This window comes from Nonomuraea sp. KM88 (assembly GCF_052245635.1).
GTDB lineage: Bacteria > Actinomycetota > Actinomycetes > Streptosporangiales > Streptosporangiaceae > Nonomuraea.
In genome coordinates, this window is record NZ_JBQQCC010000012.1 from 1 (window position 1) to 22,130 (window position 22,130).

At 69.3% G+C, this 22,130-nt stretch carries 23 protein-coding genes; 9 read left to right on the forward strand and 14 right to left on the reverse strand.

Annotated elements, in window-relative coordinates; translation table 11 throughout:
- Nucleotides 1-201 precede the first annotated feature (201 nt).
- The gene (locus ACTWPV_RS30915; RefSeq protein WP_443154491.1) at nucleotides 202-1,104 is read right to left on the reverse strand and encodes a LysR family transcriptional regulator; all 903 of its coding nucleotides are present in this window, start codon (nucleotides 1,102-1,104) and stop codon (nucleotides 202-204) included.
- Between the two features lie 188 nt (nucleotides 1,105-1,292).
- Between ACTWPV_RS30915 and ACTWPV_RS30920 the strand changes: the two genes are divergently transcribed.
- Both ACTWPV_RS30920 and ACTWPV_RS30925 read left to right on the forward strand, forming a co-directional pair.
- Complete coding sequence (locus ACTWPV_RS30920; RefSeq protein ID WP_347649282.1) at nucleotides 1,293-1,598, forward strand: DUF1330 domain-containing protein; 306 nt, start codon at nucleotides 1,293-1,295, stop codon at nucleotides 1,596-1,598.
- 992 nt (nucleotides 1,599-2,590) lie between these two features.
- The gene (locus ACTWPV_RS30925) at nucleotides 2,591-3,148 is read left to right on the forward strand and encodes a DinB family protein (protein ID WP_443154492.1); all 558 of its coding nucleotides are present in this window, start codon (nucleotides 2,591-2,593) and stop codon (nucleotides 3,146-3,148) included.
- A gap of 310 nt (nucleotides 3,149-3,458) precedes the next feature.
- Here the strand turns inward: ACTWPV_RS30925 and ACTWPV_RS30930 are convergent, their stop codons facing one another.
- On the reverse strand, nucleotides 3,459-4,127 hold the full coding sequence (locus tag ACTWPV_RS30930; protein ID WP_443154493.1) for a Type 1 glutamine amidotransferase-like domain-containing protein: 669 nt from the start codon (nucleotides 4,125-4,127) through the stop codon (nucleotides 3,459-3,461).
- 169 nt (nucleotides 4,128-4,296) lie between these two features.
- Nucleotides 4,297-4,677, reverse strand: a complete 381-nt coding sequence (locus ACTWPV_RS30935) for a nuclear transport factor 2 family protein (RefSeq protein ID WP_443154494.1) — start codon at nucleotides 4,675-4,677, stop codon at nucleotides 4,297-4,299.
- A gap of 88 nt (nucleotides 4,678-4,765) precedes the next feature.
- Between ACTWPV_RS30935 and ACTWPV_RS30940 the strand changes: the two genes are divergently transcribed.
- Nucleotides 4,766-5,557: a helix-turn-helix domain-containing protein gene (locus ACTWPV_RS30940; protein WP_443154495.1), complete on the forward strand. Its 792-nt coding sequence runs from the start codon at nucleotides 4,766-4,768 to the stop codon at nucleotides 5,555-5,557.
- Between the two features lie 166 nt (nucleotides 5,558-5,723).
- Here ACTWPV_RS30940 and ACTWPV_RS30945 read toward each other — a convergent pair whose 3' ends face one another.
- The 5 genes from ACTWPV_RS30945 to ACTWPV_RS30965 all read right to left on the reverse strand — a co-directional run bounded on the left by ACTWPV_RS30945 (nucleotide 5,724) and on the right by ACTWPV_RS30965 (nucleotide 10,275).
- Nucleotides 5,724-6,956, reverse strand: a complete 1,233-nt coding sequence (locus ACTWPV_RS30945; protein WP_443154496.1) for a riboflavin synthase — start codon at nucleotides 6,954-6,956, stop codon at nucleotides 5,724-5,726.
- Between the two features lie 290 nt (nucleotides 6,957-7,246).
- Nucleotides 7,247-7,609, reverse strand: coding sequence for a hypothetical protein (locus ACTWPV_RS30950; RefSeq protein WP_347649275.1), 363 nt, complete (start codon nucleotides 7,607-7,609; stop codon nucleotides 7,247-7,249).
- Between the two features lie 5 nt (nucleotides 7,610-7,614).
- On the reverse strand, nucleotides 7,615-8,157 hold the full coding sequence (locus tag ACTWPV_RS30955) for a helix-turn-helix domain-containing protein (protein ID WP_347649274.1): 543 nt from the start codon (nucleotides 8,155-8,157) through the stop codon (nucleotides 7,615-7,617).
- Nucleotides 8,158-8,380: 223 nt separating this feature from the next.
- Nucleotides 8,381-9,304 carry a slipin family protein gene (locus tag ACTWPV_RS30960; RefSeq protein ID WP_443154497.1) on the reverse strand — a complete coding sequence of 308 codons (924 nt, stop codon included), beginning with the start codon at nucleotides 9,302-9,304 and terminating at the stop codon, nucleotides 8,381-8,383.
- Nucleotides 9,305-9,525: 221 nt separating this feature from the next.
- Nucleotides 9,526-10,275, reverse strand: coding sequence for a hypothetical protein (locus ACTWPV_RS30965; RefSeq protein ID WP_443154498.1), 750 nt, complete (start codon nucleotides 10,273-10,275; stop codon nucleotides 9,526-9,528).
- 441 nt (nucleotides 10,276-10,716) lie between these two features.
- Between ACTWPV_RS30965 and ACTWPV_RS30970 the strand changes: the two genes are divergently transcribed.
- Together ACTWPV_RS30970 and ACTWPV_RS30975 are read left to right on the forward strand one after the other, a co-directional pair.
- Entirely contained in the window at nucleotides 10,717-11,490 is a 774-nt protein-coding gene (locus ACTWPV_RS30970; protein ID WP_443154499.1) for an ArsR/SmtB family transcription factor, read from the forward strand.
- Between the two features lie 321 nt (nucleotides 11,491-11,811).
- Nucleotides 11,812-12,132, forward strand: coding sequence for a GYD domain-containing protein (locus ACTWPV_RS30975; protein ID WP_347649269.1), 321 nt, complete (start codon nucleotides 11,812-11,814; stop codon nucleotides 12,130-12,132).
- A 9-nt stretch (nucleotides 12,133-12,141) separates the two neighbouring features.
- Here ACTWPV_RS30975 and ACTWPV_RS30980 read toward each other — a convergent pair whose 3' ends face one another.
- Entirely contained in the window at nucleotides 12,142-12,411 is a 270-nt protein-coding gene (locus ACTWPV_RS30980) for a hypothetical protein (RefSeq protein WP_443154500.1), read from the reverse strand.
- A gap of 443 nt (nucleotides 12,412-12,854) precedes the next feature.
- On the opposite strand from ACTWPV_RS30980, the gene ACTWPV_RS30985 reads away from it, so the two are divergent.
- Together ACTWPV_RS30985 and ACTWPV_RS30990 are read left to right on the forward strand one after the other, a co-directional pair.
- Entirely contained in the window at nucleotides 12,855-13,334 is a 480-nt protein-coding gene (locus ACTWPV_RS30985; RefSeq protein ID WP_443154501.1) for a hypothetical protein, read from the forward strand.
- A gap of 313 nt (nucleotides 13,335-13,647) precedes the next feature.
- Nucleotides 13,648-13,836, forward strand: coding sequence for a hypothetical protein (locus ACTWPV_RS30990; protein ID WP_443154502.1), 189 nt, complete (start codon nucleotides 13,648-13,650; stop codon nucleotides 13,834-13,836).
- A 134-nt stretch (nucleotides 13,837-13,970) separates the two neighbouring features.
- Here ACTWPV_RS30990 and ACTWPV_RS30995 read toward each other — a convergent pair whose 3' ends face one another.
- On the reverse strand, nucleotides 13,971-15,170 hold the full coding sequence (locus tag ACTWPV_RS30995) for a cytochrome P450 (RefSeq protein ID WP_443154503.1): 1,200 nt from the start codon (nucleotides 15,168-15,170) through the stop codon (nucleotides 13,971-13,973).
- Nucleotides 15,171-15,277: 107 nt separating this feature from the next.
- Between ACTWPV_RS30995 and ACTWPV_RS31000 the strand changes: the two genes are divergently transcribed.
- Complete coding sequence (locus ACTWPV_RS31000; RefSeq protein WP_443154504.1) at nucleotides 15,278-18,439, forward strand: BTAD domain-containing putative transcriptional regulator; 3,162 nt, start codon at nucleotides 15,278-15,280, stop codon at nucleotides 18,437-18,439.
- Between the two features lie 20 nt (nucleotides 18,440-18,459).
- Here the strand turns inward: ACTWPV_RS31000 and ACTWPV_RS31005 are convergent, their stop codons facing one another.
- Together ACTWPV_RS31005 and ACTWPV_RS31010 are read right to left on the reverse strand one after the other, a co-directional pair.
- The gene (locus tag ACTWPV_RS31005) at nucleotides 18,460-19,260 is read right to left on the reverse strand and encodes an NAD-dependent epimerase/dehydratase family protein (protein WP_443154505.1); all 801 of its coding nucleotides are present in this window, start codon (nucleotides 19,258-19,260) and stop codon (nucleotides 18,460-18,462) included.
- A 99-nt stretch (nucleotides 19,261-19,359) separates the two neighbouring features.
- Complete coding sequence (locus ACTWPV_RS31010) at nucleotides 19,360-19,815, reverse strand: hypothetical protein (protein WP_347649259.1); 456 nt, start codon at nucleotides 19,813-19,815, stop codon at nucleotides 19,360-19,362.
- Nucleotides 19,816-19,945: 130 nt separating this feature from the next.
- Between ACTWPV_RS31010 and ACTWPV_RS31015 the strand changes: the two genes are divergently transcribed.
- Nucleotides 19,946-20,713 (forward strand): class I SAM-dependent methyltransferase, encoded by a 768-nt coding sequence (locus ACTWPV_RS31015; RefSeq protein ID WP_347649258.1) that lies wholly within the window; start codon nucleotides 19,946-19,948, stop codon nucleotides 20,711-20,713.
- A 45-nt stretch (nucleotides 20,714-20,758) separates the two neighbouring features.
- Here the strand turns inward: ACTWPV_RS31015 and ACTWPV_RS31020 are convergent, their stop codons facing one another.
- Entirely contained in the window at nucleotides 20,759-21,409 is a 651-nt protein-coding gene (locus tag ACTWPV_RS31020; RefSeq protein ID WP_443154506.1) for a maltokinase N-terminal cap-like domain-containing protein, read from the reverse strand.
- A 120-nt stretch (nucleotides 21,410-21,529) separates the two neighbouring features.
- Nucleotides 21,530-21,889 (reverse strand): hypothetical protein, encoded by a 360-nt coding sequence (locus ACTWPV_RS31025; RefSeq protein WP_443154507.1) that lies wholly within the window; start codon nucleotides 21,887-21,889, stop codon nucleotides 21,530-21,532.
- Nucleotides 21,890-22,130 lie beyond the last annotated feature (241 nt).

The window sequence follows — 22,130 nt, forward strand, 5'->3', positions numbered from 1 at the left end:
ATCCTCATCGAGACCGAGCCGGGATTGTTCACCCGGCCGCGCTCATAGCCCGAGCAGCGAGCCTCCGACCAGCCGACCTATCCCACTCCCAGCGACGAAAGGGACATCAGCTCGCGGAACGCACTCTCAGAAGCACGAAGCCGACCCCGACCCCCGAGCGGAGATCGTGATGGAGTCTTCAGCGGTGCGAATGCTTGCGCGTCAGTCCGGCAGCCAGTGCAGCTCGTGCGCCAGGGTTTTGGCGACGGCACGGATGCGGCGGTGTAGCGGCGACTGCTCGCGTGGGAGGACCAGGTGGATCGTCAGGCTGGGCGCGCCCCGCAGCGGTCGCCAGGTGAGACCGGCCGGTTGTGCCGTGACCGCGGCTTCTCCGGCCGGGGCGAGGGTGACCCCGTCGCGCAGGTCGCGCTGAGAGATGTCGAAAGAGACTGCGGGCGTGGTGAATCGGGGGTGTGGTCGGATGTCTCGGAACAGTGCGGACAGCTGATCGTGGATCACGGGGTTGGCCGCACGGTCCGGGAGTCGCAGCGGATACGCGGCCGCGTCGGCGATCTCGATCTCCGGGTATTCGGCCAGCGGATGATGCTGCGCCAGCTGGACCCCGACGCGCATACGCCGCAGCAGGAACCGGCGCACGCCACGGCCCGGCTGTTCACCGCGGGTGATCCCGGCATCGATGCGGCCGTCGGCGACCGCGGGGGAGATCTCCGGTGTCGCCATCGGGACCGCGCCGACCTCGAGTCCGTTGTTGCCGCGAATCAGCCTGTCCACCAGGGCCGGTGCCGTCTCGGCCCCGGCGCTGAGGCTGTATCCGATGCGCAGCGTGCCCAGTTCACCGGCCGCCGCGCTCCGGGCGGTGTCCCATGCCCGGTCCAGCGCCGCCAGCGCGGGCGGCGCGGACTCCGCCAAAGCCGCACCGGCCGTGGTCAATGCGACGCTACGCGTGTTGCGGACCAGCAGGGCCGTACCGAGTTGCGCCTCCAATCGGCGCATCCGGGCGCTGAGTGCGGGCTGTGCGATACCGATCCGTGCGGCCGCGCGGGTGAAGTTCAACTCCTGCGCCAGCACCAGGAAGTACCGCAGGCTTACCGTATCCGGCGCCACGTGCCCTCCCTGCCGATTGATAACGATCCGTTCTGAGTTTATCCCGTACTGGTCTTTCCCTCGACCGCACATGGAGCCCTAACCTGCGCATATGACGATTCAACTGACCGCAGTACCGGTCGCCGGGATCGATCGTTCTGAGTGTCAATGCGAAGTCGGACGTGTCCGGCCCAACACAGGAGGTTTCCATGGCTAAGGGCTACTGGGTCAGTGTCTACCCCGCCCTTTCCGACCCTGAGAGGCTGAATGCCTACGACAAGCTGGCCGGTCCGGCTGTCCAGGCTGGGGGCGGGCGCACCCTGTCCCGGATCCCGTCCCGTGGCGGTCGAGTCGTCGCCCACGAGGCCGGAATCACGCAACGCGTCGTTCTGATCGAGTTCGACAGCTTTGAACAGGCCGTCGCGGCATACGAGAGCGAGGCATACCAGAAGGCGCTGGTGGCCCTCCCCGACGGCTTCGAGCGCGACTTCCGCATCATCGACGGCATCGACTGACCGGCGGGCCCCGCCATCGCTGAGCATCCGTCACCTGATACGCACACGGTGCTGAACGACGACTCACGAGACGAGTTCGAAGCCATGCCCCGCGTCCCAGTTCGTCGTCGACGTCCTCGACGGCCTGAAGCCTGTCGGGCGGATCGAAGAAGCGACGCGACGTCCGGGGCAGCTCGTGCTCCAGGATGCACGATCAGGAAGGTCATCGTCCGGAATTGGCCCTTCCTGATCGTCGAGGTGCAACAGGGCAGCTTCCCAGAAACCGACCTGTCCGGCCCTGATCCGCGACAATCATGCTGTGCGTCTCTTCTTGAGGTCGGCCTTGGCAGGGTCCGCAGTTGCGGCCTTACTGCTGCTTTTCCTCCACTGGCCGACCACCGACTCGGATTCCGAGCTCAAGTTGGCAATGGCGTTGGCGCTGGCGCCCTTCCCGCTCAGCATGGTGGCTGCGTGGTTGGCCCGTCTGCCCCACTGGCCGGCCGTTGGTCTGACGGCCCCCTTCGTCATGTTGGCGGTCGTCGCGCTCCAGCCGGCGTACGACTCTTGGGTGTACGACGAGACACTTGCGTTCGGCTTGCTAATAGGGGTCCCGTGGTGGTCGGCTTCGTGATCACGGCCCTGCTCTGTGCCCTGGTCGCCGGAAAGACCGCACGCCCGGCAGGAGGAGACACGGTGTAGGGCGCAATTGGAGGCCCGGTCACCGTGTTCAGTATTCCGGCTGTTCCGGTCCCAACAGTGGCCGTGCGATATGCGTGCAATGCTCATGAGCCTCATGGTCGCGGTACAAGGCCCTGCAGGTAGAAGGCTGTTCCTCCACCGCAACGGTCACGAGCTGTAGGGTCGTCGGTTCAGCCTGCGCAAGTTCGAACCTTGCACCTGCCACACCACAGCCCCAGCGTCATCTCCCGTTGCGGTACGGTCTCGCGGCCCACGGCCGGTGACGGCGTCCGCGAGGGTCGCAGCCAGGTCTCCGTTGTATGTAGCGTGCGGAAATGACAAGAAGCGAGCGACTCGCGGACCAGCTGGACCGGCACTGGCACATGAACCTGCTGCCGCGGCTGCACGGTCTTGCCGATGAGGAGTACTTCTGGGAGCCGGTGCGCGGCTGCTGGAGCATCCGCCCACGTGGCACGTCGGCCGCACCGATGTCGGCAGGTTCGGGGGAATGGACGATGGACTACGCGTCCCCTGACCCGGTGCCGGCGCCGGTGACCACGATTGCCTGGCGGCTGGCGCACATCATCGTCTCCTGCCTGGGCTATCGGGTCGGATGGCACTTCGGCGGCCAGGACGTCGACTTTCAGACATTCGCCTACGCGGGGACCGCTGACGAGGCGCTGAAACAGCTCGATGAGATGTATGGGAGATGGAACGCGGGGGTCCGCGAGCTCTCGGACGCTGACCTGGAGAATCCGCCCACGGTGGGTCCCGAGCGATTTCCCATGGAGGGCATCGTCCTGCACGTCAACAGGGAGCTGATCCATCACGGCGCCGAGATTTCCCTGCTGCGCGACCTCTACCGCTGGCAGGACGTACCGCGCCCAATGTGACTTTCCGGTAATCGGCGATCGAGCTTCGGAAACCTTCGTGGACTTCGTGACGCTCCGCGGCTGCGAGCTTCAGTGAAGCTGCGCCCTCTTGAAGTAGCTGGTCAGGGCGGTGGCGTGAGGATCGTTCGGGTGGTCATGCTGGTGTTGGGCGGATGCCGTGGGTGTAGATCATCCGTCAGAGGGTTCCTTCTGCTCGAAGCGTGACCAGGCCCAGGTTCTCGCCTGGAATGCGGCATGACCGGATGGCCGCAGGGCACGCAGTCTGCGGCATGAGAGGGGCGCCTCGCTCACTCGCGGCCGGAGTCGGTGGCTAGGAGGAAAGTGACCTCCAGTGCCCCTCGGAGACGACCTCGACGGTGCCGTCGGTCACCTTGATGGCTGTCTGGTCGTCGATGGCGTACGCCGGACCCGCGATGTCGGCGGCCCATCGCTCGGCCGCCGCCATGGTGTTTCCCGGCATGAGCTCGTGACCCAGGTGCGGGAAGATCGAGAAGTCGACGAATCCGAGGGTGAGGTCGCTTCCGGTGGGCGGCGTCCATTCGACGAAGTAGTCCCCGATCCGGGGGGTCATCACCATGCTTCCGGCGCTCACCCCCACCCAGACCGTCTCGGGCAGCGACGGCAGGAGATCCGCTATCCCGGACTGCCGCATCCAGTGGCACAGGTACGTGGCATCGCCGCCGTCCACCAGCAGGACGTCAGCCTCCCGGACCCAGGGGACCCAGCGGTCCTTGCCGATGCTGGGCAGCGCGGTGAGCTCGAGGACGCCCACCGACTTCCAGCCCAGGTCGCACATGGGTGCCGGGCTCCGTCCGGCGATGAAGCGCCAGGCCGAAGCCGGCGTGCACATGGGGTGGCCGTACTCCGCCGTAGGGATGCAGAGGGCACGGGCGTCGGCGATCGGCTTGCCCAGCAGGTCGACCAGCGCATTACGGATGCTCGTGTTCGTGACGCCCCCGGACGTGAGAAGAAGCTTCAAGATGCCTCCCGATCAGAGCGCGATGGAGCGGTGTGACCTGTAGACCTGGAAGCACTGCGAGACTCATCGCGCCCGTGCACCCCAGGAGCGGAACCGGTCGTAGGCGGTGGACCGCCATCGCCCGGGCATCGATCTCGATCGAGGCGGATATCTGCTTCATGCCGTCCGCTCAGAACATCCCGTAGGGAATCTGCGCGGCCTCCGGCACCGGCTGGACGACATCCCAGTGTTCGACGATCTGCCCGTCGATCATCCGCCAGATGTCGACCACGGCGATGCCGCGCGGGTCGTCGTCCGTGGCCATGTGGTAATGCATCACCACATGATCGTCGTCGGCGATGACCCGTTTGAGGTCGAGCCGGGCGCGGGCCACGGGGGCCTCGGCTATGAACGCGATGAAGGCCTCTCGCCCGGAGGGGTTTTCCGGGCTGTGCTCGATGAAGTCCTCGTGCAGGAGGGTTCGGAGCACATCGATGTTGCCCGCCGCGAACTCGGTGAAGCCGTGGAGGGCGAGCTGCCTGTTGCGTGCGGCCTTGCTGCTTTCGCTCATGCGGCCACCGTCGCAGCAGCCGCCTGGCCCTGTCGATTACCTGGCATGTAATCGCGGTGATCGACGAGGCGGGGCGATAATCGCTCGCATGACGCACGACCGGCCAGTCGGCGAGTTGCTGCGCGAGTGGCGGCACCGCAGAGGGCTCAGCCAGTTAGATCTGGCGATTCAGGCGGAGGTGTCCGCCCGGCATGTCAGCTTCGTCGAGACGGGACGGACCATTCCCAGCAGCGCGATGGTGTTGCGTCTGGCCGAGCATCTGGGCGTGCCGTTGCGAGAACGCAACCGCCTGCTGGTCGCGGCCGGCCACGCGCCCGGCGTCCGGGAGCGGCCGCTGGACGATCCGCATCTGGCCTCGGCGCGGAAGGTCCTGGAGCAGATCCTGCGGGGGCACGAGCCGTATCCGGCGCTGGCCGTGGACCGTCGCTGGAACATGCTGATGGCCAACACGGCGATTGACGTCTTCCTGGAGGACGTCGATGCGTCGTTGCTGCGGCCGCCGGTCAACATGATGCGGCTGGGCCTGCATCCGGGCGGGTTCGCGCCGAGGGTGTGCAACCTCGGGCAGGTTCGCGCCTACCTGCTGCCCCGGCTCGCCCGCCAGGTGGCGCAGACGGGTGATGCGGAGCTGAGCGCGCTGTATGAGGAAGTTTTGACGTACGGTCCCGAAGGTGATGCGGCGCCGCTCGATCCCGCCGACCTGGCGCTGCCCATCCGCATCCGCCATCGCGGCGTGGAGCTGTGTTTCATCAACACGGTCACGACGTTCGGCGCCGCTTTCGACGTCACGCTGGAAGAGATAGCCGTCGAGGCGTATTTTCCCGCCGATGACGACACCGCCCGATTCTTTCGGACAGGAGCCGGAGGACCCTCTGAATGAGGGGCTCCAGGCACGTTATGGCTGTGCAGGTCAGTTAGGCAGCGTCTCGCGGAATTCCCATCGTGTTCGGTGATCCGGGCGCCCACCTGCTCGCTGAACGGCTGCGCCCGCAGCACCGCGTTGGCGTACTCCACCGTGAGCTCGAAGGCGCCGGCCACGTCGTGCCTCACAGCCACGTACGCAGATCGTCGATGTCGACCAGCGGCAGCCCCCAGCGCAGGGCGGACGCCTCCAGATCCGCCGCGCCCGCCATGGCGCCGTCGCGTTTCATCACCTCGCAGCAGACGCCCACCGGCGGCAGGCCCGCGGCCAGGCAGAGCGCGACGGTCGATTCGGTATGCCCGGAGCGCTCGCGCAAGAGGCCGGGCCGGGCCGCGATCGGGATGACGTGACCGGGCGAGGTGAAGTCGGCGGGCACGGACTCCGGGCGGGCGAGTTGCCGTACGGTCGCGGCGCGTTCGCCGGCGCTGACTCCGGTGCCGGTGGAGGCGGCCAGGTCGACCGGGGCGTGGAAGGCCGTACCCTGGCGATCTCCCGAACCCGCCAGGGCCGGGATCTCGAGCCGTTCCAGGACCTCCGGTGCGCACGGGACGCACGGGTAGCCGTACACCTCCGTCAGCAGGAAGGTGAAGGCGGCGGGACGCAGGTTCGCGCCGGCGAAGATGACGTCGCCCTCGACCTCGCGAGCGGGATCCCACACCATGACCGCGCCGCCGGCGGCGACCTGCCGCACCGCCTTCTCCACGCCGGTCCGCCCCGACAGATGCCCGGCCCAGCCCAGTGCCGCGACGGCGCGCGCGACGTGGGCGCTCGCCGAGGCGGGGCCTGCCGCCGCCAGACGGCTCACCACGTCGGACTCGATGTTGACGCGGTCGCCCGCGGACAGCGAGGCCAGGGTCGTGCCGGCGAGAGTGGAGGGGATCAGCGCCACCGAGAGGCGGTCCTTGACGATCTCGGCCACGGTCAGGCTCACGCCGTCGACCGCGATGGAGCCCTTGGCGGTGATCTTGCCGATGAACCGTTCCGGTGTGCGGATCCACACCCGCCGCCCCAGCCCCGGGCCGTCGTCGACGCGTACGACCTTGCCCACCCCGTCGACGTGGCCCTGCACCAGGTGCCCGTCGAGAGGGTCGCCGACCGTCAGGGGAGTTTCCAGGTTCACCCGCCGCCCCGGAGCCCGCAGCTCGTCGAACGTCGTCCGGCGCCGGGTCTCGGTGCTGATCGACATGCTGATCAGGTCGCGCTCCACATGCTGGGCGGTCAGGCGGACCCCTGCGACGTTCAGCGAACCGCCGGCGGCCAGCCGTCCCGCGCACTTGGCCGCCCGGATGCCGATGTCGTCCGCGCCGACGGATTCGACCACGCCGATCTCGTGAACTCTGCCGGTGAACATGCTCATCCCCTTCATGCTGGCGTCGGCCGCGTCCGCCGCGGCCGATGGCGTCAGGGACCGTCATCGGGGTCCGAGAGGGGGCGGGGTTTCACCGCATGGCTCCGGGATCGCACCGGATCGTTCCTCCGCCGGGAGGAATCGGCGGGCTGTCACCGCCGCACCTGGAATCGCACCGCTTTCACGATAACCGCCGTCCGCGCCGATGCCCAGGTTCATGCGAGTGATCGGGCCCGGCACGGCCGTCCGCCGATCTCGGTGCTCCGCCCCTGAATCCGGCGCCGACGGCCTGAGGACGGTCACGCGGCCACGCGCCGGATCTCCTCGACGAGCCGGCCGGCGTCCGGCACCGACAGGACGACCTCGTCGAACTCGCCGCCGGAGCTCGCGCGATCCAGGATCAGGTGGGCGCCGGACTGGTCACGGTTGGCCGCCACCAGCTGGCGGGGCCCGCCGAACAAGCCCCAAACGCCGATCTTGGTGTGGCCTGACACCGCGAGGCCCTTTCTCGCGCCACGGGCGACGCGCAGCGGCTGGTGGGTGACGACCGCCTGCCGTACCGCATGAGCGGGAATGAGCTGCCGGGACCTGCCGGTGAACATCCGCTCCCAGCGTCCGAACTCGATGGTGATCAGACCGTCAGTGATCATGACCGTGGCCATGGGTGTCATCCCTTCGTCAAGGGGAGAAGAATCGTCGCCAGCAGCCGGGGCGTGCGATTCCCTCCCGCCTCGTTCGCCAGCAGGGGCTGCACCAGCTCGGCGAAGCCCTGCGCGAAGCGCACGAACTCCTCCTCGTCCAGATGCAGCACCACCTGCTGGTAGCCGACTCCGTCGGCCGGCAGGTCGATGTGCTCCCTCGTCAGGTAGCGCGAGAACTCCGACAGGAGCATGGAGACGAACGCGGTGAAATACCGCGCGTGCTCCTCCCGCGACGCGGCGGCCAGCGCCTCGGGGGTCGGGGTCAGGCCTTCCCGGGGCAGCGCGTAGACGCGCTCCGTCGCACCGCCGACCTTCCGCTCTTCCACCACATCCAGCAGCCCGGCCTTGGCCAGGGCGGAGATCTGCCGGTAGAGCGTCGCCTGCGGCACGTCGGGCAGCAGGCCGGCCAGGTCGGACGCCGTACGGCGGGCACCGGCGACGGCGACCAGGATCCGGATGCGGACGGGGTGAAGCGCCAGCTCGGCCCACCGTTCAGTCGAAACACTCACTCGAGTACGTTATCAGTATCGAGAATGAGAATGAACCCGTCCTTTGGGGCCAGGATTCGAGCGAGCAGGTCCGGGAGTTACAGGGGAGGCCGTGCCCGCGTCTCGCGGCCCGGGCCGCAGCCGTACCGCCGAGCGGTCTCGATGTGGCGCACCGGCCGGAAGCCTATGTCACCCCCCTGATGGACGCGCCGCGGCGGTCCGGGGCCCTCAAGCAGCTGATGGTCTATGGAGTGCGCGAGGCGCCGTTCTCTGTGGCCGATTCCGCGGCGGCACGTTCGAAGGAACGCCCTGACGGGCCCAGTTCGGGCGTGGCGGAGCTCGTCACGGCCGGCTGCCTTTCAGGCTCCCCCTCCGAGGAGCCGGTGGGCTGCTCAGTGTCCTGCGCAACCGGAGCGCTGTTCGCGGAGCGCTCGAAGAAGCGCAGGAGCTCCACGGGCACCGGCATGACCAGCGTGGAGGTCTTCTCGGCCGCCACTTCCACCATGGTCTGCAGCAGGCGCAGCTGGAGCGCGCCGGGGGCCTGGTTCATGATGGCCGAAGCGTCGGCGAGCCTCTGCGCGGCCTGGAACTCCCCGTCCGCGGTGATCACACGAGCCCTGCGCTCCCGCTCAGCCTCGGCCTGGCGGGCGATGGATCGCTTCATGCCCTCGGGAAGGTGGACATCCTTGATCTCCACGCGGTCGATGTGGATGCCCCAGCCGAGCGCAGGGCTGTCGATCATCAGCGCCAGGCCCTTGTTCAGCTCCTCGCGGTTGGAGAGCAGGTCGTCCAGATCGCTCTTGCCGATGATCGAGCGCAGTGAGGTCTGGGCCACCTGCTCGATCGCGAACAGGTAGTTCTGCACCGCGATGGCCGCCCGCATCGGCTCCTCGACCCGGAAGTACGCGACGGCGTCAACCTCAACGGAGACGTTGTCACGGGTGATGCCTTCCTGCGTGGGCACCGGCATCGTGACGATCTGGATGTTCACCTTCTTCATCCGGTCCACGACCGGGATCAGGAAGGTGAGTCCTGGCGGTCGGATCTCCCGCTGAGCCTTGCCGAAGCGGAAGACCACGCCCCGCTCGACCTGATTGACGACTCGGACGCTGACCACCAGCCCGACCGTGAGCATGATGATCAGCGCGATCACGATATTGGTGATCATGGCATGCCCCTTCCAACTCAAGGGTAGATCCGGGCATCCGCCTGCGTCGGTAATGCCGGCGTCAAGACCTGGTCAGCGGCATCGGCGCGGGGGCCTCGCCGCAGGCCGCCGAAGCTCGGGACCACCGCGTTCTGGCCGGCGAGCTCCCGAACGGGCAGGTGATGGTCACCGAGCGGGCCAGCCACCAGATTCCACGTCCCGGCAGGCGGACAACGGTACGGCTATCCCTGCTGTCCTTGCGTGAGCGCGATGGCCTCGGCCGCCAGTTGCTTTGCCTGCCGCGTCATCGGCAGGATCCGTTCCGCGGGGACGTATCGGCGCCTGGAGTGTGTCCACAGCAGGAGCATTCCGAACTCCGGGTCGAGGCGCCAGCCGTCGAAGTCGGATTCGAGGAGCAGGCGGCGCGTCTGAGGGGCGAGCCCGGCCTGCACGTGGCCCGCGTCGTCGGCGGTCGTCAGAAATCTCTTGTCGAAGGCGTTGTCGCCGGTCCGGAACACCTGGCCGGGCCGCCATCCGTCATGAGGTTGTCCCTTGCTCGCCGCCTGCGCCCAGAACGGCACCTGGGGCAGCGGGATGGCCCACACCGTGTGCAGAAAGACCAGGGATGCCCGCCCGGCGCCGGAAGCGTGCCCGGCGACCCAGTCGAAGATCTGTACCTGATGCCCCTCCGAGGCGCCTTCGAGGACGTGCATGATGCGCGAGCCGACTTGCAGGCGCGTCGGCTCCGCCCTGACCAGTTGGCTCGTGATGATGTCCTGCGCGGTTCCGAGCGCGCGTGGAAGCCGCTGTACGAGCGGGACCAGCTCGTTGTTCTCCGGCGTGAACGACCAGCCTTGGCTCGCGGCCAGCTCGGTCATGGTCTTCACCCGGCGCGCCATGACCCGGCGCCCGCGGACCCGGGGCACGATGATGGAAGCGATGATCAGCAGGATCACCCCCACAACGACGACCTTCATCACCACTTCGCCCATGGTCTTCACGTCCCCTCAAGGACAATCACGTCCGTATGCACGACTCGGCACAGTGAGTACCGGCCTCTTAGAATCGGAGCCCGCCCGCCACGGGGTCCAGTCGTTTCGGCTCCAGCCGAAATGCGATATGGGCCCTATGCGTCAGCTAGGCTGGGCGACCGTCCCGCAGGAAACGGTGCACGAGGCGGGTGCGGAACAATGCTGCGGCTTGTGTTCACGCCGGAAGATGTGGCACGCGTGCGGATCGCCGAACACCTCGATCCGATGTGGGAGATCGTGCTGAGCCTGCACCAGTTGGGTGCGCGTCATTCTCGTCATGATCCCTACCGGAACTGGGCTGCTTGGATCCGGTCGGTAGCGCGCGACAAAGTCGCTCCTGCGGCATCCGAGTTGTACGAGATCGTGCCTCCGAAACGGTATTTTCCCGATTTCATGACCCCGGTGCCGGTAAGCGTCAGCCTCGACGAGGGCATCGACGCCGTGTTACACGTACGGCGGGCACGCCTGCGTGCGGAGATGGCCAGGGCGACCGGTACGGGCCAGCGGTCATCCTGGCTGGCCGGGGTCGCCGCCGGCCGGCCACGGCACCTGCGCAGGCTGGCATCCGCCCTCCGTACGTATCACGAGCACGCGCTGGCGCCGTTTCGCGACCAGATCCTTCACCAGGCCGAGGCCCACCGCCGCGCCGTCACCCAATGCCTGGCCGGTGGTGGCGTACACGCCCTGCTGGGGAACCTGGGCGCGGGCATCCGCTGGAATCCCCCCGTCCTGTCGGCCCCCTACCCCGCCGACCTCACCGTCGACCTCGCCGGCCGCGGCCTGACACTGATCCCCTCGTTCTTCTGCCGAGGCGCTCCGGTGACCCTGGCCAACGTCGAACTCGACCCGATCCTCGTCTATCCCCTGGATCCGCCGCAGCACTGGATGCAGCCGGACCACTGCGGTGATGGCGTCGACCGGCACCTCGCCACGCTCATCGGCAGACCGCGAACCGCTCTGTTGCGGGCGCTCACCTCCCCGGCGGGCACGTCGCAGTTGGCTGCCCGTACCGGAATGTCTCTTTCCTCGGCGAGCGAGCACACGGCGATCCTGCGCAACTGCGGCCTGGTGGCCTCGACCAGGAACGGCAGGCACGTGGTTCACAGCCTGACCCCGCTCGGCCGGCATGTCCTCGCCGGTGGCCTGCCCGTGGGGGCAGGCGGGAAGCTGACGTAATCACATCATTTGGTCCGGCGAGTACCACGGCGGCCTACCGGAGACGCGCGGGTGGACGGCGCTCCCGCGAGCTGCGATGGGACCGGGTCACTCCTCTCCAGGGGCGGCGGAAGGCGTTCGCGCTGGTCAGGGCCGACGTTGACGTTCCGCATCTTGCAGGCAGGTCGAGGGCTGTCAGGTGCACTGTTTGGCATGGGGCTGTGACATGGGAAAACCAGTACAGCGGGTGGGATTACCGTCACCCTAAGCCGAGAACGTCGACACGTGACCGCGATGGCCGCCTCAACGCAGGAGCGGCGGCACGAGGAGAGGGAGTCGACCATGCCCAAGTACCTGATTCAGGCGACCTATACCGCAGAGGGCCTCAAAGGCGTGTTGCACGATGGCGGCACCGGACGTCGGCAAGCGGTGGAGCGCATGGTGGAAAGTGTCGGCGGCCGGGTCGAGCAGATGTATTTCGCGTTCGGGGACACGGACACGTACGTGATCCTCGACCTGCCGAACAACGCGACGTCGGCCGCAGTGGGACTCACGATATCGGCGACCGGGGCGGTACGCACGAAGACGGTCGTCCTGCTGGCGCCGGAGGAGATCGACGATGCCGCGCGGATGGAGGTGGCGTACCGGGCTCCTGGCGCGTGACGCCCGGCGTCAGCTTGCGCGCGCGCCACCGGAGGATCGGCGGGCGGAGACGGCCGTGCCCAGCCTGCGGAGCATGCGGCAGCGGGCCAGGTCCTGCACGACGAAGTAGACGTCGGTGCGCATGAAGAACATGAACTGGGTGGCGAGCATGATCGGCTGGAGGACGAACAACACCGCGGCGGCGTTGTGCAGGCCACCCGGCGGCGTGGCGTTGTAGAGGATCAGCGCGGCGACCGCCAGGAGGGCGTTCACCGCCATCCCCGAGAGGTAGACGGTCATCCGGATCCGGCGTGGCGCCGACCAGCCTCCTGCTCGTAGGACTAGTTACAGGTGGGGCCCTGCGGGTTTGCGCACGCCGCGGTCGTCTCGACGCGGTCGAGAACGCGAATTTCGATGCTCATGTTTCCGGTCCTTTCATTCGATGGCAGACCGGGCCGGCTCCGAAGTTGCCGATCCGGATGAAAGGAACCGAAGGCGAAGGTTGTTTCAATGAGCTTTATGACGCCTATAGCGAGGCGAAATCGGTGGCGTGTAACCCGTGCCGCGAGACCGCCTGGCGGTGTATCCATCGTCAATGAACTGTGCAGGCTCCGTTAAGGACAGCGTGCACGTGCTGCGGCATGCTGAAGACAAAGCCGGCGGGGGAATCGGCCCATGTCCATGGCGATCTCCGGGGGCGGCTCCTGCCGGAGCAGATGTAGCCGTACTTGGGAGGACATGTCATGTCTCGGACGTACCGGCGCATACTCGCGCGTACCGGCGTGGCCTGTGGCCTCGGGCTCGCCTCGATCATGTCCGTGGCCTCGCCCGCCTCGGCCCACACCCTGAGCCAGGCCGTCGTCAGCGAGCAGGGGTGCGGCTGGGCGAACGGCGCCTATACGCAGCTCACCAGGGAGGATCTCTGGGACAACAAGAACAACATGCCCTTGGGTGAGGTCTACGTGTTGTGGAGCGGCACCTATCAGGAGAACTGCGTGGTCACCCTGAGAGTCGGCCGGGCCGACGGCGTCGCCAGCTACACGGAGGCCGTCTTGGAGCGTCAGGGCATGAAGACCATCAAGGACGAGGGCAACTACGCCCACTACGCGGCGGCCAGCGGCAAGGCCGCCGGCACGTGCATCAGGTGGACGGGATCCATCAAGGCGATCTACGGCGGAGGAATCTACGGCACCACCTCCACCCAGTGGAGGTACTGCGACTGACTCATCGCGCCGCCCGTCCCGCCATGAGCCACGTCACACCGCTGAGGCCGGGGCGCCGGTGGACAGGGCGAGCCGTTCCCCTCCTCGACCAGCGGAGATGTCCGGATGCGGACACCCGTCACCGCCAACCTGCCAGCGCCGTCGAGGACGAGGCCGCCCGGCAGCCGCCGACAGCGCCGCCCGCAGAACAGGAACAGGAGCAGGGTCCCGCCGGAGTCGGCGGGACGATCACGCTCGCCGGAATAGACCCAGGGCTGCGGATGGCGGTGACTGTGACCCAGATGGTCGACCTGCCACGCCCGCGCAGGACTTCATGAAGCTCGTCGCCGTCCAGGTCACCCTGTCGAACGTCGGGCAGGCGGTGTACAGCGACTCTCCGACGAACGGGGCGATGCTGATCGACGGTGAGGGCCGGCAGTACCGGCCGTCCTTCCACGAGGTGCGCGAGGGACAGTCCTTCGGCGGCACCTCGACGGCGTGGGCGACACCCGCAAAGGGATGATCGTGTACGAAGTGCCGGAGGCGGCGAAGCCGGCCAAGTTCCAGTACGCGCTGGACTCGGGCTTCGCTCAGCAGAAAGGCGAATGGGCGCTCACCTGACGTGCTCTACCTCGCGCCGGCGCCCGGCCGAGGCGGTTACGCGTCCCAGGTGACCGGGAGGCTCTTGACTCCGTAGATGTCGGCGGTCTCCGGGCGCAGGGCGACCTCTTCGGCTGGTACGGCCAGGCGCAGGGTGGGGAAGCGGGCGAGCAGCGCGGTGAAGGCGACCCGCATCTCCACCCGGGCCAGCTGCTGGCCCAGGCACTGGTGGATGCCGTGGCCGAAGGCCAGGTGCCCGCCGTCCTGCCGGCGCAGGTCGAGAGTGTGGGGGGCGGCGAAGCGTTCGGGGTCGCGGTTGGCGACGTTGTACTGCAGGATGACCGCCGTACCGGCCTTGATGGTGTGGCCGCCCAGCTCGACGTCCTCCAGCGCGGTGCGCATGAACATCTTGGCGACGCTCAGATACCGCAGCAGCTCCTCCACGGCCCGGTCGGCGAGCGCGGGATCGGCGCGCAGCGCGGCCAGCTGCGCCGGGTTGCGCAGTAGCGCGAACGTGCCCAGCGCCAGCATGTTCGCGGTGGTGTCGAACCCGGCCGACAGCAGGATCAGGGCGATCCCGCGTAGCTCCTCATCGGTCAGGTCGCTGTCGAGCAGGTCGCTGAGCACGTCGTCGGTGGGGTCGGCGCGCTTGGCGGCGACCAGTTCCGCGAGGTACTGCTGGGTCGCGGTGTAGGCCGCGATCAGGTCCTCGTCACTGGCCTCCCCGCCGAGGAACTTGTCGATGTGCTCCTGGAAGGAACTCCGGTCCTCGTACGGCACGCCCAGCAGCTCACAGATGATGACGGCGGGGATGGGCTTGGCGAAGGCGGTCACCAGGTCCGCCGGCGGCCCGGCCTGCTCCATGGCGTCCAGGTGCTCGGTGGTGACCTGCTGGACGCGCTCGGTGAGCAGTCGCATCCGCCGCACGGTGAACTTGCCCACCAGCGGTTTGCGGTAGCGGCTGTGCCGCGGCTCGTCCATGAGGAGGAACTCGCCGGGCGGCGCCGGAGGGACCTCGATGTCGCCGTAGTCGATGATCGGATGGTGGCGCATGAGCTCCTTGCGCGAGCTGAACCGCGAGTCGGCCAGGACCGACCGGACCAGGTCATAACCGGTGACCAGCCAGCCCTGGTGTCCGTCGGGGAAGGGGAGGCGGCTGATCGGGCCGTGCTCGCGGGCCTCGGTCAGCTCTGCCGGCGGGTCGAACGGACAGCCGGGCCGGCGGGCGGTCGGCATGGCGGAGACGGTGTGTTCCATGGGTCCCACCCTCGCCGACGGCTCTGATATCGGGCTGTCGCCGTGCTGACACGGCCGCTGACAGGCAGCGGCCGGACCGGCTCGGGAGGCCGTCGCGGTTGGGCAGAATGGCTGATGTGCGCGTCGACTTGCTGGGACCGTTCGCGGTGCGCGACCGCGACGGGGCCGTCGTGGAGGTTCCTGGCGTCCGGTTGCGCGCGCTGCTGGCAGCGCTCGCCCTCCACGCCGGCCGGATCGTCACCCGGGCGAGGTTGGTGGACTGGATCTGGGGGCACCGGCCGCCCGCGGACGAGGTGAATGCTCTGCAGGCGCTGGTGTCCAGGCTGCGCAGGGTGTTGCCGGAGGGCGCGATCGAGGCGGAGTCGGGCGGCTACCGGCTGGCCGTGGCTCCCGACGCCGTGGACGTGTGCCGGTTCGAGCAGCTGGTCGGCCAGGCCCGTGCCGCCGAGCCCGCGGCGCGGGCGGAGCTGCTGCGCTCGGCCCTGGCGCTGTGGCGCGGCGCGCCCATGGCGGACATCGCCCTGCAGGGCGGCGACGCGTTCGACGCCGCCGTCGCGCGCCTGGAGGAGCTCCACGTCGCCGCGCTCGGGGATCGGGTGGATGCCGACCTCCGCCTCGGCCGTGGTTCGGAGCTGGTCTCCGAGCTGACCGGGCTGGTCGCCGCGTACCCGCTGCGGGAGGGGTTCGTGGCCGCCTTGATGCGGGCGCTCGCCGAGGCCGGGCGCGGGAACGAGGCGTTGACCCTCTACCAGCGCACCCGCGAGCGGCTCGCTGAGGAGCTGGGGGCCGACCCGTCGGCCGAGCTCTCCGCGCTGCACACCGCGGTGTTGCGGGGCGAGCTGGGCGAGCGGGCGGAGCACCGCAGGACCAACCTGCGCGCCGAGCTGACGAGTTTCGTCGGCAGGGACGATGAGCTCTCCGCGGTCGCGGGGCTGGCCGCCAGGCACCGGCTGGTCACGTTGACGGGGGCGGGCGGCTCCGGCAAGACCAGGCTGGCCACGGAGACCGCGCGGACGATGCTCTCCGAGCTGCCGGACGGGGCGTGGCTGGTCGAGCTGGCCTCGGTACGCGCGGGTGGGGAGCTGGCGCAGGCCGCCCTCACCGCGATCGGCCTGCGTGACCAGCCGCTGCTCGGTGGCGCGCGGGGCGGGGAGGCGATGGATCGGCTCGTCGCCGCGGTCCGCGAGCGCTCGATCCTGCTGGTCCTGGACAACTGCGAGCACGTGATCGAGGCGGCCGCGGCTTTCGCCGATCGGCTGCTGGGGGAGTGCCGCAGGTTGCGGATCCTGGCCACGAGCAGGGAGCCGCTCGGCATCACCGGGGAGGTGCTGTGGCAGGTCGAGCCGCTCGCGCTGCCCGCGAAGGAGGCGGACCCGTCCGAGGCCGGCGCCTCGCCCTCGGTGCGGCTGCTGCGGGACCGCGCGCATCTGGTGCGCAAGGACATCGGCTCCGACGCGCGCACCCTGGCGGCCATGGCCCGGATCTGCCGGGCGCTCGACGGGGTGCCGCTGGCGATCGAGCTGGCCGCGGCGCGGCTGCGCACGATGTCCGTCGATCAATTGGCACGCCGGCTCGATGACCGTTTCCGCCTGTTGACCGGAGGCAGCCGTACGGCGCTCGCCCGGCACAGGACGCTCCGCGCGGTCGTGGACTGGAGCTGGGACCTGCTGACCGAGGCCGAGCGCGGCGTGCTGCGCCGGTTGTCGGTGTTCGCCGGCGGCGCGAGCCTGGAAGCGGCAGAACGGGTGTGCCGGGACGAGGCGGTCACCGGGGAGCAGGTGCTCGAACTGCTGACCGCGCTGATCGAGAAGTCGCTGCTGCTCGCAGAAGACGGCGACGGCGCGCCGCGCTACCGGATGCTCGACACCATCAGGGAATACGCGGCGGCCCGGCTCGCCGAGGCCGGGGAGACCGAGGCGGCGCGCCGGGCGCACCTCGCCTACTTCACCGAGCTGGCCGAGACGGCCGATCCGCACCTGCGCCGGGCCGGGCAACTGGAATGGTTGTCCACGCTGGAGGCCGAGCACGACAACATCAGCGCGGCCCTGCGCGGGGCGATCGCCGGGGGACGGGCCGAGGAGGCGATGCGGCTGGTCGGGGCGGCGGGCTGGTACTACTTCCTCAGCGGGCACAGGGCCGAGGGCGCCGAGCTGGGCATCGCGGCGACCGCGCTGCCCGGAGAGGTCGACGACGAGGTGCGGGCGCTGGCGTACCTCATGGTGTCCGTGTTCATGACCTCCGGGGTCAGCGGCGACCAGTATCAGGCGCGGGAGTGGATCCAGGAGGCGCACCGGTACGCCCGGCGCAGCGGGTCGCGCCATCCGCTGCTCGTGTTCGCCAGGGTGCTGGAGCTGACGCTGCAGGGCCCGGCTGAGCTCCTGCCCGCGTTCGAGCCGCTCATCGCCGGTGACGATCCGTGGGTGCGGGCGCAGGCCAGGCTCACGCGTGGCCGGTTCCGGCTCACGCTCGGCGGCGACGAGACCGACGTCGACACCGACGCCGAGACTGCCCTCGCCGAGTTCCGCACGCTGGGCGACCGGATGGGGATCTCGCTGGCGCTGATCTTCCTGGCCGATCGGCTCGCCACGCGCGGCGAGCTCGTACGCGCGTGCGAGCACTACGAAGAGGCGGTCGTGGCGCTGACCGAGGTGGGCGCGACCGAGGACGTGGTCGGCGTGGGGGCGCGGCTGGCCCAGCTCTACTGGCTGCTCGGCGATGAGCGGGCCAGCATGGCCGCCATGGCGGAGGCGCAGCGGTGCGCGGGCGGGATCGCCTGGCCGGACGCGCTCGTCGAGCTGGCGCTCTCGAAGGCGCAGCTGGCGCGCTGGCGCGGCGAGCCGGACAATGTGCGCGAGCACCTGGCCACGGTGCGGGCGGTGCTGGGCGACGCGGAGATGACCGACACCGTCCGCGCCATGACCATGCACCTGTACGCCTACCTCACCGACGATCTCGAACAGGCCCGCGCCTATCGGGCCGAGGCGTTGCGCGCCGCCCGGTCCACGGAGCGCACCTATCCACCGACGATCGCCGAGATGTTGATCGGGATCGCGGATCTCGCGCTGCGCCAGGGACAGTACGAGCAGGCCGTGCGCCTGCTCGCGGCGAGCGACGGCGTGCGCGGCACGCCGGACCGTTCGCAGCCGGACGCCTCCCGGATCGCCGCGGAGGCCCGGAACCGCCTCGGCGAGACCGTGTTCGCCGAGGCGACCCGTGACGGCGGGCGGAGGGACTGGCGCGAGCTGGCCGCGATCACCCTCGCTTCGTGAACGACGCGCGCCGGGAGCCGTCAGCGCGGGTCGAGAGCGTGCCGGATCGTGTAGTCGGCGGTGGCGTAGACGCCGCCCTGCAGCGGGTCACCGGCGAAATAGTCGCTCACTCCGGGGATCCGGTCCGCATAGACCTCCGCGTCATCCTGCGGCTGATAGCCGAGTTGCTCGTCGAGCTCCCAGAAGCGGCGGGTGTTGGCCGAGACCGCGTAGGCCGCCGTGAAGGTGACGCCCGGACAGGTCAGGGCGGACCAGACGAACCCGGCGCAGTCGCGCGGGCTGAGCCAGGTGGCCAGGTGCCGGGGGTCGGTCGGCTCGGGTTCGAGGCTGCCGATCCGCAGGCACACCACCTCCATGCCGAACTTGTCGGCGTACAGCCGCCCCAGAGCCTCCACGGCGACCTTGCTGACGCCGTACAGGCCGTCGGGGCGGGGCGGCAGCTGGGGCGAGACGGTTCGCGCGGCCGGATAGCAGCCGGTCAGCCGGTTGCTGCCGGCCAGGACCACGCGCCCTACCCCCGCCCGCCGCGCCGCCTCGAGAACGTGGTGAGAGCCGAGGACGTTGCCCTCCAGCAGGTCGGCGAGCGGCGCCTCGTCCGGCACCCCCGCCAGGTGCACGACCGCGTCGGCGCCGCCGATGACCGACATCGCGTCCTCGACGCCGGCCAGCGACGTCCTGTGGATCTCCTCGTTCGGCCCTCGATCGGTCACCGCCACCCGGTCGACCGAGACCAGCCTGCGCAGCCGCCGGCGCAGCGGCTCGCGCAGCACACTTCCGACCCGTCCGGCGGCGCCGGTCAGAACAACCGTCTCTATCGTCATGAACGGCAGTATGCCCACGTTCGACATGAGGAAGGGCCCCGGGGAATCCGGGGCCCTTCGCCACCGCGTGCCGTTCAGGACGGTTCGCGGATCAGGACGTCACACCCTCCAGGTGCTGGTGCACTTGGCCGCGCTGCCACCGAGGCCGGGCTGCTTCGTGCAGGCCTTGTACAGCCAGTTGGCCTTGGCCCGGTGTGCCTGGCTGTAGGTCGTGTTCTTGATCGACAGCGGGTGCGGCGAGTCCTGCCACTTCCCCTTCGAAGGGTCGTAGACCGACAGCCAGAGATGGTTGCCGTTCGCTCCGGAGTTCTTCGGGACGCGAGCCCAGATGTAGGTGTTCGCACCCCACTTACCCGAACGGAGCTGCAGCGTGTAGGTCTTCTTGGCGACGGTGACGCTCTTCGTCGTCAGATTGCCGACGCCTGTGGCGTACCTCGGCGCGTCCTTCGACCAGTAGCCCGCCGCCTGGGCACTGGAGGCGGCCATGACGAGCGCGGCCGACGCCGCCAGGGCGACAGTTCCCACGGACGCGATGCGCCCCACGATTTTCCGCATTGCGTGCGATCTCTCCTTCTCCCGGCCCGATGGGTCCGGGTGCATCGACTCCGGCCGGTCAGACGCTAGGGAACGGCGGTATATCGGCGGTATGCCGCTGAGCCCGGGGGCTTGTGCCAGGATGCTCGGCATGTCCAATCGCGCTTTGAGCTTCGGGGTGATGGCGGAGGCCTACGAACGGTTCCGCCCGGGCTATCCGGCGCGGCTGGCCGACATGGTGATGGCGTACGCGGCTCAGCCCGTTCTGACCGCCCTCGAGATCGGCGCCGGCACAGGCAAGGCGACCCGCCTCTTCGCCGAGCGAGGGATCATCGTCACCGCGACCGATCCCGACGGGGCCATGCTGGCCGAACTGCGCAAGCACGTGCCTGCGAGCGTCAGCACCGTGCGGGCCGCGTTCGAGGACCTGCGACCCGGCGAGACGTACGGGCTGGTCTATGCGGCGGCGGCGCTGCACTGGACGGACCCGGAGGAGCGGTGGTCCCGCGTGGCCGCGCTGCTCGGGCCGGGCGGCGTGTTCGCGTCGTTCGGCGGTCCTGTCCGGCTGGCTGACCCGGCTGTGGAGGAGGCCGTTCGCGTGGCACGGTCGCCGTTCCTGGCCAGCGACGAGGTTCCGTCTCCCGACGGGACGCCTCCGGAGGAGGCCATGCAGTGGCCGGGTACGGAGCTCCAGCGGTCGCCGTGGTTCGCCGATGTCCGGCAGTCCGTGGTCGAGCGGCGGTTGACGATGAGCGCCCGCGACTATGTCGGCTATCTCTCGACCGTCTCGGCCTATCTCGTCCTGCCGGCCGTGGAGCAGGAGCAGGTGTTCAGCCGGATCATGCGGGCGCTGCCCGCGACGGTCGAGATCGCCGCCGACATCACCGTCCACGTCGCGAGGCGGCGCCGGGAGCTCTAGTCCGCACTGCGCGAGGCATGCTCATTCCCGGCGGCGCGCGGAGACCTACGTACGAGGGTGCAGGACGACAAACAACCCCCGGGCCCGGGAGCCGTCCGGCATCCGCCAGGAGCCGGCGACGTGGCCGAGCACCTGCGGTGGAAGGGAAGACGCGTCGTCCGGTGAAGGACGCAGGGCCCGGTGCAAGCGGAGGGCCGTAGCCTGCGACGCGGGCAGCAGGGTGCCGTCCTGGTCGTCGGTGGCGGTGGTGAAGCCGGTGAGGCCGGCACCGCTGTAGGACCGGGTGACCTCCCGGTCGGGGGTGTCGCTGGTGTTCTGGTCCTGGGCTTGGACGCGGCCCTTGATAAGGGCCTCCAACTGGGCGAGGAGCACATGGTCGTGGCAGCCGTCGTAGGCCCAGCGCCGCCCCAGCACGCCGTGTTCCATGGTGCCGATGAGGGCGTGCTCAGCCCCGTCGAGCGGGGCGCCGCGATAGGTGAGCGGCACCAGGTAGTTGGTCAGGTGGGCGCCGGAGGCATCGGTGACCACCATGAACTCGATTCCCACCGCACCCTGCGGGTCGTCCAGCCGGAAGCCGCCGGCCTTGGACAGATGAGGTGCGCCCGCCCCGCCGAGATACCACGGCCGGGAGGGGAGCCAGGAGGTGAGAAGCTCCAGCTTGGTCGGCTTGAGGGCGGTACGGTGGATGACGGCCATACTGGGGGGGGTCTCCTCTGCTGCGGGTGTACGGTCTGGATGGTCGTTGCCGGCGGACCACGAGTTCCGGTCCGGGTCCTCGGAGATCGCGGTCCGGCCATCGTGCCACGTCGTCCTGGCTTACGCGTCGCCAGGGTCGCGCAGCGCCAGCGCCTGGGCGTCGGCCAGCCCTCTGCGGGCCGCGATCCGGCGCCGGGCCCGCACCTGCGCGCTCGTGCGCGGGCGGTATTTCGGCTCGCTCCCGCAACCGCACGTCTCGAAGCCTTCGTACCGCAGTCCCGCTCCCAGCACGGCCGCGACGGCTGCCCATTCGCGGTCCTTCGTCCTGCGCGGCGCGGCGAAGTCGTGGCCGGCGAAGATCATCGGCCGGCGGCAGCGCGTGCACAGGTGCTCCGCGCCGTCCCAGGCCAGTTTGCGGCTCTGCCGGCACGGGACGCACACATAGTGGACCTTGTAGGTGACCTCCGCGTATGTGCACACAGGCCCAGAGTACTCGTGTCCGTCCGGGTGATCCGCTTGGTGCATGATCGTCCCCAAGGTTGGGCCGCAGCGGTTGGCAGGGAGGCACGGGAATGTCGGAACGCGTCGCAGCGATGGACGACATCGTCACGTCCGCAGCGCGCACCCGTGCTTCGACCTGGGGCGGCGGCAGGCGTACTGGAGACTTCGCGCGATCATGTACAAGCTTCGGGATCCGGACGAGATGGCGGCCGAAGGGATG

Excerpts from the sequence above, each read along its gene's own strand:
- ACTWPV_RS30920 (WP_347649282.1), top strand. The coding sequence starts at position 1,293 with ATGGCTAAGGGCTACTGGGTCAGTGTCTACCCCGCCCTTTCCGACCCT.
- ACTWPV_RS30925 (WP_443154492.1), top strand. The coding sequence starts at position 2,591 with ATGACAAGAAGCGAGCGACTCGCGGACCAGCTGGACCGGCACTGGCAC.
- ACTWPV_RS30935 (WP_443154494.1), bottom strand. The coding sequence starts at position 4,677 with ATGAGCGAAAGCAGCAAGGCCGCACGCAACAGGCAGCTCGCCCTCCAC.
- ACTWPV_RS30940 (WP_443154495.1), top strand. The coding sequence starts at position 4,766 with ATGACGCACGACCGGCCAGTCGGCGAGTTGCTGCGCGAGTGGCGGCAC.
- ACTWPV_RS30945 (WP_443154496.1), bottom strand. The coding sequence starts at position 6,956 with ATGAGCATGTTCACCGGCAGAGTTCACGAGATCGGCGTGGTCGAATCC.
- ACTWPV_RS30950 (WP_347649275.1), bottom strand. The coding sequence starts at position 7,609 with ATGGCCACGGTCATGATCACTGACGGTCTGATCACCATCGAGTTCGGA.
- ACTWPV_RS30960 (WP_443154497.1), bottom strand. The coding sequence starts at position 9,304 with ATGATCACCAATATCGTGATCGCGCTGATCATCATGCTCACGGTCGGG.
- ACTWPV_RS30965 (WP_443154498.1), bottom strand. The coding sequence starts at position 10,275 with ATGGGCGAAGTGGTGATGAAGGTCGTCGTTGTGGGGGTGATCCTGCTG.
- ACTWPV_RS30975 (WP_347649269.1), top strand. The coding sequence starts at position 11,812 with ATGCCCAAGTACCTGATTCAGGCGACCTATACCGCAGAGGGCCTCAAA.
- ACTWPV_RS30980 (WP_443154500.1), bottom strand. The coding sequence starts at position 12,411 with ATGACCGTCTACCTCTCGGGGATGGCGGTGAACGCCCTCCTGGCGGTC.
- ACTWPV_RS30985 (WP_443154501.1), top strand. The coding sequence starts at position 12,855 with ATGTCTCGGACGTACCGGCGCATACTCGCGCGTACCGGCGTGGCCTGT.
- ACTWPV_RS30990 (WP_443154502.1), top strand. The coding sequence starts at position 13,648 with ATGAAGCTCGTCGCCGTCCAGGTCACCCTGTCGAACGTCGGGCAGGCG.
- ACTWPV_RS30995 (WP_443154503.1), bottom strand. The coding sequence starts at position 15,170 with ATGGAACACACCGTCTCCGCCATGCCGACCGCCCGCCGGCCCGGCTGT.
- ACTWPV_RS31000 (WP_443154504.1), top strand. The coding sequence starts at position 15,278 with ATGGCTGATGTGCGCGTCGACTTGCTGGGACCGTTCGCGGTGCGCGAC.
- ACTWPV_RS31005 (WP_443154505.1), bottom strand. The coding sequence starts at position 19,260 with ATGACGATAGAGACGGTTGTTCTGACCGGCGCCGCCGGACGGGTCGGA.
- ACTWPV_RS31010 (WP_347649259.1), bottom strand. The coding sequence starts at position 19,815 with ATGCGGAAAATCGTGGGGCGCATCGCGTCCGTGGGAACTGTCGCCCTG.
- ACTWPV_RS31015 (WP_347649258.1), top strand. The coding sequence starts at position 19,946 with ATGTCCAATCGCGCTTTGAGCTTCGGGGTGATGGCGGAGGCCTACGAA.
- ACTWPV_RS31020 (WP_443154506.1), bottom strand. The coding sequence starts at position 21,409 with ATGGCCGTCATCCACCGTACCGCCCTCAAGCCGACCAAGCTGGAGCTT.